10 protein-coding genes are annotated in these 10,600 nt (G+C 56.8%); 9 read left to right on the forward strand and 1 reads right to left on the reverse strand.

Translation table 11 applies throughout. The features are described 5' to 3' along the window. Positions 1-14 precede the first annotated feature (14 nt). The 3 genes from BAA01_06195 (at position 15) to BAA01_06205 (ending at position 2,539) form a co-directional block, all read left to right on the forward strand. Entirely contained in the window at positions 15-782 is a 768-nt protein-coding gene (locus BAA01_06195) for an electron transfer flavoprotein subunit beta (GenBank protein OUM86224.1), read from the forward strand. Positions 783-845: 63 nt separating this feature from the next. Beyond that, the gene (locus BAA01_06200; GenBank protein ID OUM86232.1) at positions 846-1,829 is read left to right on the forward strand and encodes an electron transfer flavoprotein subunit alpha; all 984 of its coding nucleotides are present in this window, start codon (positions 846-848) and stop codon (positions 1,827-1,829) included. 266 nt (positions 1,830-2,095) lie between these two features. Next, a complete protein-coding gene (locus BAA01_06205; GenBank protein OUM86225.1) occupies positions 2,096-2,539 on the forward strand; it encodes a hypothetical protein in 444 nt (147 codons plus the stop codon). A gap of 70 nt (positions 2,540-2,609) precedes the next feature. Here the strand turns inward: BAA01_06205 and BAA01_06210 are convergent, their stop codons facing one another. Beyond that, a complete protein-coding gene (locus BAA01_06210) occupies positions 2,610-3,092 on the reverse strand; it encodes a ribonuclease (GenBank protein ID OUM86226.1) in 483 nt (160 codons plus the stop codon). A 271-nt stretch (positions 3,093-3,363) separates the two neighbouring features. On the opposite strand from BAA01_06210, the gene BAA01_06215 reads away from it, so the two are divergent. The 6 genes from BAA01_06215 to BAA01_06240 all read left to right on the forward strand — a co-directional run bounded on the left by BAA01_06215 (position 3,364) and on the right by BAA01_06240 (position 10,219). Continuing rightward, positions 3,364-4,653: a glutamate-1-semialdehyde-2,1-aminomutase gene (locus BAA01_06215; GenBank protein OUM86227.1), complete on the forward strand. Its 1,290-nt coding sequence runs from the start codon at positions 3,364-3,366 to the stop codon at positions 4,651-4,653. Between the two features lie 121 nt (positions 4,654-4,774). Continuing rightward, the gene (locus BAA01_06220; protein OUM86228.1) at positions 4,775-6,181 is read left to right on the forward strand and encodes a hypothetical protein; all 1,407 of its coding nucleotides are present in this window, start codon (positions 4,775-4,777) and stop codon (positions 6,179-6,181) included. Positions 6,182-6,260: 79 nt separating this feature from the next. Next, entirely contained in the window at positions 6,261-7,388 is a 1,128-nt protein-coding gene (locus BAA01_06225; GenBank protein OUM86229.1) for a hypothetical protein, read from the forward strand. Positions 7,389-7,526: 138 nt separating this feature from the next. Further along, positions 7,527-8,546, forward strand: coding sequence for a methionine ABC transporter ATP-binding protein (locus BAA01_06230; protein ID OUM86230.1), 1,020 nt, complete (start codon positions 7,527-7,529; stop codon positions 8,544-8,546). After that, the gene (locus tag BAA01_06235) at positions 8,539-9,201 is read left to right on the forward strand and encodes a hypothetical protein (GenBank protein ID OUM86231.1); all 663 of its coding nucleotides are present in this window, start codon (positions 8,539-8,541) and stop codon (positions 9,199-9,201) included. Before BAA01_06230 ends, BAA01_06235 begins: the two co-directional genes overlap by 8 nt. Before the next feature lie 151 nt (positions 9,202-9,352). Next, the gene (locus tag BAA01_06240) at positions 9,353-10,219 is read left to right on the forward strand and encodes a methionine ABC transporter substrate-binding protein (GenBank protein OUM86233.1); all 867 of its coding nucleotides are present in this window, start codon (positions 9,353-9,355) and stop codon (positions 10,217-10,219) included. Positions 10,220-10,600: the final 381 nt, after the last annotated feature.

The following is a 10,600-nucleotide window of genomic DNA, read 5'->3' on the forward strand; positions in this document are numbered from 1 at the left end:
AGAGGAGATTTTGTATGAATATTGTGGTTTGTCTCAAGCAGACATTCGACACGGAAGAGAAGATCACCATCAAGGATGGCCAGATCAATGAAGACGGCGTTGAATTCATCATCAACCCGTACGATGAATATGCCGTGGAAGAGGCAATCAAATTAAAGGAACAGTTTGGCGGCGAAGTGACGGTCATCACCATCGGGCCGGACCGCGCTGAAAACGCGTTGCGGACAGCGCTGGCGATGGGAGCGGATAAAGCGGTTCTGATCAATGATGAATCGTTGTTCGGCGATGAATACACGACCGCCAAGGTGCTGGCCGCAGCCGTCAAAAGACAGCCTTTCGATATTGTCCTCTGCGGAAACGTGGCTGTGGATGATGGGGCTGGACAAGGCGGGCCGCGTCTTGCGGAACTGTTGGACATCCCTCAGATTACGACCATTACCAAGCTGGAGATTGACGGCGACAAGGTGACGGTGGAACGCGATGTGGAAGGTGACGTGGAGATTATCGAAACCAAGCTGCCGGTGTTGGTTACGGCGCAGCAAGGTCTCAACGAACCGCGCTATCCGTCGCTGCCGGGCATCATGAAGGCGAAGAAAAAGCCGCTGGAGCGCTTGACTGCCGCCGATTTGGGCATCAATCCGGAAGAGATTCAGGCCAAGACCGAGACGGTAGAGGTCTTTCTGCCGCCAAAGAAACAGGCCGGCAAGATTCTGGAAGGGGACGTGGACCAGCAGGCGAAGGAACTGGTATCGCTGCTGCGTAACGAAGCCAAGGTGATTTAACGGTCATCATCCGATTTTCTGGTGAATCTGTGTGGAATCAACGGGGAAAGGGAGGAAACGTTCGTGGCGAAGAAAGTTCTGGTATTGGCAGAAGCAAAAGACGGAAACTTGCGCAATGTGACTTTTGAAGCGTTGAATGCGGCCCGTCGCATCAGCAACGGCGGCAGTGTTGTGGCGGCAGCGTTTGGCTCTGCGGCAGACGGTTATGTCGATCAGCTGGCGCATTATGGGGCGGATCAAGTGGTTGTCGTCAACAACGAAAAGCTCAACCAGTACACGACGGACGGTTACCTGCAGGCCTTCACGAAAGTGATCGAGAGTGTGGGACCGGATGCGATTGTGCTGGGGCATACCGCTCTGGGGAAAGACCTGGCTCCCCGCGTGGCCGCAAAGCTTGATTTGGGCCTGATCAGCGACTGCACGGACGTGGAGGTCAATGGCGACGAAGTGATCACCACGCGCCCGATCTATTCCGGAAAGGCGTTTGCCAAGCGGAAATTCAAGAGCGGCACCTTGTTTATCACGGTTCGGCCCAACAACATCGGTTTCGACGAGCCGGACACCAGCCGTTCCGCCGAGAGGGTGGACCTGGCTGTCGAGCTGAGCGACGATTCTTTGCGCACGCTGGTCAAGGAAGTGGTGAAGAAAACCTCAACCGGCGTTGACCTGACCGAAGCCAAAATCATCGTCGCAGGCGGCCGCGGTGTGAAAAGCGCGGAAGGATTCAAGCCGCTCTATGAACTGGCAGAGGTGCTGGGCGCGGCGGTTGGCGCATCCAGGGGTGCCTGTGACGCCGGTTATTGTGATTACTCCATGCAAATCGGGCAAACCGGAAAAGTGGTCACACCTGACCTGTACATCGCCTGCGGTATTTCCGGCGCGATCCAGCACTTGGCGGGAATGTCCAACTCGAAAGTGATCGTGGCGATCAACAAGGATCCGGAAGCCAATATCTTCCAGGTGGCGGACTACGGCATTGTGGGAGACCTCTTTGAAGTGGTACCCAAGCTCACGGAGGAGTTCAGGAAGCTTCTGGCTGAAAGCTGATTGCCTTAGCATTTTGTACAGGAGGAGTTCTCATGGCCAATCGGGCAAAAAAACGCGTTGAGAACGATTTTGTCGATGCAGTGGTCGGTTTTACCGTTTCTTTCGGCGTCCTTGCCGTGATCGCGATTATCTTTACGATTCTCGGTCCAAAGTGATCATCCGGCCGCTTGTGGCCCCCGTCATTTCATGGCGGGGGCTTTCTTATGTCTGCGTTCGCTTATCCTGACCCGAACTTTTGTGCTATAATGGGGCCAGAGGTGGTGAAGATGTCATCCACGTTGGATATGTCTTCCATCCTCCTCCACGCCTACGAACTGGCCGAGATGATCAAGCAATCCCGGGAGGTGCAGGAATACCTGGCCAGGCGGGAAGCCTTGCAGCAGGATCGCGAGGCACAGAACCTGATCGCCCGCTTCAAACGCAAAAAGGCGGAATTTGAAGAGGTGGCCAAAGTGGGCTGGTGGCATCCGGACTACCGCGAAAAGGATGCCGAGTTGCGCCAGCTTTGGGAGGAGCTGCATCGTCTGGAAGTGGTCAAGGCCTACAAATCGGCAGAGGATCGCGTGGACAAGATGCTGTATCATGTCAGCCGTACGCTGGCGCGTTCGGTGTCGCACACGATCAAGGTGCCGCGCAACGATGAGGATACGGCGACGGGATGTGGCGGCGGTTGCGGCGGTTGCGGCAACGGGTATCGCCGGTGCGGATAAGCCAGGCGTTGTGGAGAATGGTTGTAATAAGAGGGACGGCGTCCGAAAAGACGGCCGTCCCCTTGTTTGTTCATGTATGCAATGCCCTCGGAGCCACCAAAATCCCGTCTTCATCCGCATAGACCCAGGCTCCCGGCGTCCATTCGGCCCCGGCGAACCAGAGGGTGATATCCCGTTGTCCTTTCCCCTGCTTGTTGCTTTTCCGCGGGTTGCTTGCCAATGCGTAGATGCCCACCTGCATCTTGGCCAGTTCGGCTGTGTCGCGTACGCAGCCATGGATGATGAATCCCGCGAGTCCCCGGGATACAGCGATGGCCGCCAGGTTATCCCCCAGAAGCGCACAGCTCGTGGAGCCGCCGCCGTCGACAACCAGGACCGAACCGGCCGGCACGCTTTCAATGGCTTGTTTGACGAGGACATTGTCTTCGTATACGCGAACCGTGGCCACGGGTCCGCAAAACCGCTGATTCCCCCCAAATGACCGGAAGAGGGGTTGGCAGACCTGGACCTCTTGTCCAAATGCGTCACAGAGATCGGCTGTTTTCCAACTCACGATGATCCTCCTTTTCTGCTTCTCTTTTCTTTTCCAAAATCTATGATTTTCAGGATCCCCTTGATTCTAGCGCAACATGCGGCAAATGCCAATCCATGTGTCCCTGTTGGCAGGGACCGTTGCTTGTGTCGGGGAAAAAAATGGGTTAGCATGGAGGCGATCGGAATAGCGTGGGATTCCGAAACAGAGTGAGATTCTGTCACGGCGGAAACTTGTATAGGACGAAGTCCGGGACAAATCGCATGCTGTGAATGTGAAGGAGTGGTGAAGCTTGAGTCGTGCACGACATCGTTCCATCGAAGCGTTTCGCAAAGCCGTGCAATACCTTCCCGGAGGGGTGAACAGCCCCGTCAGGGCGTTTCGGGCAGTGGAAACCGATCCCGTGTTCATTGAGAGGGGAGAAGGATCCCGGGTTTTTGACATCGACGGCAATGAGTACATCGATTACCTCGGTTCCTGGGGCCCGCTGATTTTGGGGCATGCCCACCCGGCCGTCGTGCGGGCCATCCAGGAGACAGCGCAGCGAGGCACCAGTTTTGGCGCGCCGACAGAACTGGAAACGGAAATGGCCCAGCTGGTCAGCGAGATTGTTCCTTCCATTGAAGTGGTGCGGATGGTCAACTCGGGGACTGAGGCGACGATGAGCGCCCTGCGCCTTGCGAGAGGATATACGGGACGGGACAAGATTGTGAAATTTGAAGGCAGCTACCACGGACATGCTGACAGTTTGCTGATCAAGGCCGGATCCGGAGTGGCCTCCCTGAGCCTGCCAGACAGCCCGGGCGTGCCGCCGCAGGTGGCTGCCCACACGTTGACCGCGCCGTATAATGACCTTGAAAGTGTCAAAGTGATCTTTGAACGTTTCGGCGAAGAAATTGCCGCCGTGATTGTGGAGCCTGTGGCCGGCAATATGGGAGTGGTGCCGCCCTTGCCCGGATTTTTGGAAGGTTTGCGGAAGCTGACCCAGGAATACGGCGCCCTGCTGATTTTTGATGAAGTGATGACTGGTTTTCGCGTCAGTTATCAAGGGGCGCAGGGACTTTACGGGGTGACTCCCGATCTGACGACGTTGGGAAAAGTCATCGGCGGCGGCTTGCCGGTGGGAGCTTACGGCGGCAGGCGGGAGATCATGGAACAGGTGGCCCCGGCAGGGCCGGTATACCAGGCGGGGACATTGTCTGGAAACCCTCTGGCGATGGCGGCGGGACTGACCACCCTGAAAGAGCTGGGCAAACCGGGGGTGTACGAATCGCTGGAGAAAAAGGCGGCTTACCTCGAAGAGCAATTTCGCCGCAACGCCGAAGAAGTGGGGATTCCATGTCAGATCAACCGCGTGGGGTCGATGATGAGCCTCTTCTTCACTTCCCAACCGGTCACCAACTTTGCCACAGCGAAGACCTCAGACACCAAGCGTTTCGCCCGTTATTTCCAGAAATTGCTTGACCTGGGCGTGTTTATTGCGCCGTCGCAGTTTGAAGGGATGTTCATCTCCACGGCCCACACCCAGGAGGATCTGGATCGGACGGTAGAGGCGCAGCGTGAAGCGCTGAAATCGCTGTAATATATGCGTACCAGTACTATTCAACCGTCAAGGACCATATACATTCCGTTGAGGGAGTGTAACCATGCTTCCCTCGTGGACCTATGATTTCACGAGGTTTTGAAAGCAGGGAGGGAGATTGTTGAGTGAGCAGTCACCAGTCCTTCGGTTGGATTTTCACGAGCGGTTGACGCTGGAGCTGTTTAAAGGCCGCGTGGAGGAAATTCTGAATCTGGAGCTCGTCCCGGATGTGGAAGTGGCGTCTGAGGAGACACAGATTACCCTTCGCGGACAGATGGTTGTCAGGGGCATCTATCTGGCGGAATCGTTGCCGCTGACGGCATACGAGCTGGAACAGGACCGCCCGCAGGATGAGGAGCAGGTTGAACGGACTTCCGAGCCGTACCCGTTTGTTTACCATATCCCGCTGGAGATCGTGCTGCCGCGCGAGCGGGTTCCCGAACCGGAAAAACTGCGGTTAGTTGTGACTCAGATGGACTTTGAAATGATCCCGCCGAATGACTTGGAGGTGCTGGCCGAGCTGGCCGTCGAAGGGGTGTTCGAACGGCCGCCGGCCTCTCAACCCGCCAGGACGGAAGAGGCGGCGGAGACCTTGCGATTCACCGAGAGGCTCAAGCCTCCCGATGAATGGGCCTATCAGCCGCCGGATGAATGGGCCGTTGAGGTGGTGGCAGGGAGAGTGACAAGAGAGGACGGTCAAGAAGCGGATGGAAAACAGCAGGAGATAGAGACAGATCAGCAGGAGGCAGAGACGGAAAGAGAGGGGCTGGCGGAAGAAGATGAGTTCCTGCTGGTAGCCAGGCCAAAGACGGAGCAAGCGGAGAACAAAGAGGAACACGCGACGGCGCCTGAAAAAGAGGCGGAATTGGCCGCACAAAAGGATGCAGAGCCATGGCCGAACCCGGATGCAGATGAGGAGGGAGAAACCGGGGAAGCGGATGCGCAAGAAGCGGTTCAGATGGGGGAAGCTGAAGATTTAGAAGCTGAAGATTTAGGTGAAACGGAAGAACCGCTCCGTGTCACGGTTTCGGCAAAACGCCTCCAGGACCAGCCGAAGCTTTCCAGCCTTTTGGAGGGAATGCTGGGAAAATCAGTTTTCCAGGCCCCGGATGAGGCCGGGGAGCAGCATGCCATAGAGGAAGAGACGGTCGATTTTCTGTCAGATGACGAGTCGTTTAGCCCCGTTCTCGAGGCGGATGAGCCGGAGGATCCGGCGTGGCCCACTGTGTCCGGCCCTGGCGACAGCGAAGCATTCCATGAAGAACTCCATGAGGATGAGCTTGAAGACAGGTTGGAAGAGCAGGCGGTCCCCACTGTCAGCGATTACCTGTCGCCCATCTTGCAGGGGAAAGAGGAGCGGTTTGCTTCGATTCGCGTGTACCGCGTCAAGGAAAGTGAACGGCTCGAGGATGTGGCCATGCAGTTTGACGTCAATTTGGAGGAACTGATGCGGATGAACCGGCTCACGCACGCGACATTTTTGGAAGAAGGGAACCTGCTCATGATCCCCCTCAAAAAGGACACGTGAACGGGTGGCCGGCGGGAGGCGGCCGCCTGCTTCCAAATGTTGCCGGGACGGATGGAAACCGATGGGAAGAGGCGAGAAGATGCGAACGGATGCATTACGGGAAGTGGCGATTGTGTTGCGCCAATATCCCCTGCGCGTGACCGGCGTAGCTTCCCGGGAGCGGGGGTATCTGGTCCAGACACCCCAGGCAACCGGCTGGTTACAGGCATGGCGCAAGCGCTCAAGGTTGAAAAACTTTTTGACGGTTTACCACGTTCTCATGCATCGGAACAGCCCGTTCCCCCTGCCTCTCGTGCGGACGAAACAGCGGCAGTGGGCGGTGATCACCAGCCGCCGCGCTTACACCTTATGCAGGTGGCCGGAACAGGCTGAACCTTTGGCTGCGCCGCAGACGACGGAAGAGTACGCGCGATGGGGAGAATTGCTGGGGCGGTTACACCGCGAGCTCCAGGAGGCGAGAATGTCCGATGGGCAAACGCACGCCGGCAGCCGGCATGAAGCTGATCTTACGGGCCATGCGTTTGAAGCATGGCTGCAAAAGATGAGAACGCGGCGCCAGAAGGTGCTGGAGGTGCGAAAAGAATGGCAGGAAGTCCCGGGATTGCCTGAAGAGGAGCGGCTGTTCCTGCGAAATGTGCCGCAGATGATGGAGCGGATCGATACCGCCATCTGGATCTTGGAAGACCTCAAGCATCGTCCTGTTCCATCCGTTTGTGTGTGGACGTTAGGGGAGCTGGCAGACAGTTTTCTGCTCCTGTCTTCAGGAGAGGTGAAGCTGGCGCCGTGGAAGAGCTTTTTGCCGGGGAACGGGCTCAGTGACTTGGGGAGACTGCTGCTGTCCGCCTGGGATAGTCCGGAACTGGAACGGGCGGTACGGTCTGCCGTCGGCGGATATGAACGGCAAATTCCCTTAACGGCTGAGGGATTTCAGGCTTTGCTGGCCTACGTGATGTTTCCTCATGCGTTATGGTCTTTATTGCAGCAAGCCGATCAAAACCAGGCGCTTCCTTCGGAACGTCTGGCTTCCGGTTTGGATGCACCGGCGAAAAGGCTGCCCGCCGATCTGGACACGTTGCGGAACATTTATCGTACGGAACAGCGGCTTCGTCCTGTGTATGCCTGGCTGAACCGGCAAATTGCGGAAAGGCGGGCGAAAATCCCCCTGCAAAAGCGCCCCTTGAAAGATGCCGAAAAACGCATAGATTGACAGATCCATAGACACATGCTAAGATTCAATCATTGGCAAGGAAACGTCCATTCCTGCACGCGGAATGGTTTTTTTGTTTTTTCACCTTTTTGCGTTTACGTGCCTTACAGGAGCGCTTTTTTTGAGGGGGAGAACGCCGTGATCCGGATCCGTGAACTGCGCAAAGTGTTCCGTGACGGGAGCCAGGATGTCGTGGCTGTGGACGGAGTGGATCTGGAGATCCGGGAAGGGGAAATCTTCGGCGTCATTGGTTACAGCGGCGCGGGAAAGAGCACCTTGATCCGGATGATCAACATGCTGGAGAAACCTACCTCCGGGTCGGTCCAAGTCGGGCAGCGGGAAATGACCCGTCTTGCCAAAACCTCCTTGCGCAAGGCGCGGCAGGAGATTGGAATGATTTTTCAGCATTTCAATCTGTTGTGGTCGCGGACGGTGCGGGAAAATGTGGCTTTTCCGTTGGAGGTGGCCGGCTGGCCGAAAGAAAAGATCGGTGCCCGGGTGGATGAGCTGCTCCGGCTCGTGGGCTTGTCCGAACGTGCCGACGCTTATCCGGCTCAGTTGTCAGGGGGGCAAAAGCAACGCGTGGGGATTGCCCGGGCGCTGGCCAACCATCCGAAAGTCCTGCTCTCCGACGAGGCGACCTCGGCGCTGGATCCACAGACCACGGATTCCATCTTGGGACTGCTCCGGCGGATCAACGAGGAAATGGGCCTGACGATTGTGCTGATCACCCATGAAATGCACGTCATCCGGAAAATCTGCCACCGGGTGGCGGTGATGGAGCGGGGGAGACTGGTGGAGATCGGGCCGGTCGAGGAGGTCTTCCGCAACCCCAGACAACCGATTACTCGCCAGTTTGTACAACAGTTGGCGCAGGTTCCTGCCGCAAGCGACGAGAGGTTGCACGTTCCTCCCCACGGGGAAATCTGGCGCTGCATCCTCAGTGGAAATGAGAACCATGCATCGGTCATACCGGAGTTGATTCGCCGGCATGCCCTCGAGGTGGCGATCCTGCAAAGCCACATTCAGCCGGTCGAGCAACGGCCGTTCGGGACAGTGGATTTGCACATCCAGGGGGAAAAAGAGGAGAGAGAAAAAGCCCGCCATTTTTTGCTCGCGCAGGACGTCAGGGTGGAGGTGATCCGCCAGGATGTTTGACAACCTGTTGGACAAGCTGCCCCAGCTGATGGAGGCGACGCTTGAGACCATTTACATGACAGGATTTTCCTTGCTGTTCAGCACGATGCTCGGCTTGCCGATGGGGGTGCTGCTTGTCCTTTCTGACAAAGGCGGACTGATGCCAAACCGCTTCCTGAACTCGGTGTTGGGCATGATCATCAACGTGTTTCGTTCGATTCCCTTTATGATCTTGCTGATCCTGCTCATCCCCGTGTCCCGGCTGGTGGTCGGCACAGCGATTGGCTGGCAGGCGGCGACCGTTTCCCTGGTCATCGCCGCGGCGCCCTTCGTCGCCCGCCTGATTGAAACCGCCCTGCGCGAGGTGGACCGGGGCGTGATCGAAGCGGCGCAAGCGATGGGGGCCAGCAATTGGCAAATCATTTACAAGGTGCTGCTGCCGGAAAGTTTGCCGTCCATTGTCTCCGGGATCACGGTCGCTGCGGTGACGATTGTCGGCTATACGGCGATGGCCGGGGCCATCGGCGGCGGCGGACTGGGGCACATGGCCATCCGCTACGGGTACCAGGGGTACCAGCCGGATATCACGGCCGTGGTGACCATCATCCTGGTGTTGATGGTCCAACTTTTGCAGTCACTGGGCGATTGGCTTGCCCGGCGGGTAGACAAGCGGTAAAGCGCATGAGCGATAAAGCGTATATGGTGACAAAGCGGCCTGGCGTTTTGCTTTTCATCCAGTGCATCGTGTTGTATAATCACCCTATAGAAATCAATTCCTACTAATCCAATCAAATATTCAAAGAATGCAAAGGAGTGTGTCATCATTGTTGAAACGTTTGTTTTTGGGCATCATCCTCCTGGTCTTGATGCTGGCGCTGGCCGCTTGCGGCACGGCTGCGCCGAACGGTTCGCAGGATCAGTCCAATCAGAGCAATGCAGGCCAGGCCCAGGATACGAACGAACCAGTGACGCTGAAAGTGGGTGCCACGGCGGTTCCGCATGCCGAGATCCTGGAGGATGTGGTCAAGCCGGCCCTGGAAAAAGAGGGGATCCAGCTGGAAGTGGTGGTTTATGAGGATTATGTTCAGCCGAACCTGAACCTGCAGGATAAAGAGATTGACGCCAATTACTTCCAGCACATTCCTTATCTGGAGAAAATGTCGTCCGAGAAGAACCTGAATCTGGTGCCGCTGGTGGGCGTGCACATCGAGCCGATGGGCATTTACTCCAAGAAGATCAAGTCGCTGGATGAACTCAAAGAGGGAGCTGTCGTGACCATTCCCGACGATCCGACCAATGGCGGGCGTGCCCTGTTCCTGTTGCAAAAGGCCGGCCTGATCAAGCTGAAGGAGAATGCCGGCATCGAAGCCACTGTGAACGACATCGCGGAAAATCCGAAAAAGTTGAACATCAAGACGTTGGAGGCGGCCATGCTGCCGCGCACGCTGGAAGATGCGGACATTGCCGTTATCAACACCAACTACGCGTTGCAAGCTGACCTGGTACCGACAGAGGATGCGCTGGCCATTGAAGAAAGCGACTCGCCATATGTCAACGTGCTTGTCGTCCGTGAAGAGGACAAAGGCAACGAAAACTTGCGCAAACTGGCAAAGGCGCTCACATCCGATGAGGTGAAAGCCTACATCGAGGAGAAATACAAAGGTTCCGTGGTGCCTGCCTTCCGCGAGTTTTAAGCCTGTTTTCACCTTGTTGGTTTGTGCGTGATGCGGTTTGTGCGTGACATGCCGATCACCCGGGCGTAAGCCTAGGGTGATTTTTTATGTGCGCCCGGCATGGGTGTTGGCTATAGGGTGAAAGTCCCGGACGGGGGCTGGCGAGCGCTACCGTTAGCCGAGAGCAAGGGTGTCCACCGCGAGGTGGAATCTGGAGGAAGCTTAAGGCAAACGCTTGACCTGAGGCATACGAACCCAATCTGAGGCTGGGTTAACCGGATGAGTCTGCGAAACAAGACGAAGTCCTAAGCCGCCAAGGGCTAGCTCCAGTATATTGGGCAGGTACATGAGCGGAAAGTCCACACCCTTACCCGGGGAGGTCTGTACGGAACGCCATCTGCA

Source organism: Bacillus thermozeamaize (genome assembly GCA_002159075.1).
Taxonomy (GTDB): domain Bacteria; phylum Bacillota; class Bacilli; order ZCTH02-B2; family ZCTH02-B2; genus Bacillus_BB; species Bacillus_BB thermozeamaize.

Bases quoted from the DNA above. Each gene is read 5' to 3' on its own strand.
- BAA01_06195 (OUM86224.1), top strand. From the start codon at position 15: ATGAATATTGTGGTTTGTCTCAAGCAGACATTCGACACGGAAGAGAAG.
- BAA01_06205 (OUM86225.1), top strand. From the start codon at position 2,096: ATGTCATCCACGTTGGATATGTCTTCCATCCTCCTCCACGCCTACGAA.
- BAA01_06225 (OUM86229.1), top strand. From the start codon at position 6,261: ATGCGAACGGATGCATTACGGGAAGTGGCGATTGTGTTGCGCCAATAT.
- BAA01_06235 (OUM86231.1), top strand. From the start codon at position 8,539: ATGTTTGACAACCTGTTGGACAAGCTGCCCCAGCTGATGGAGGCGACG.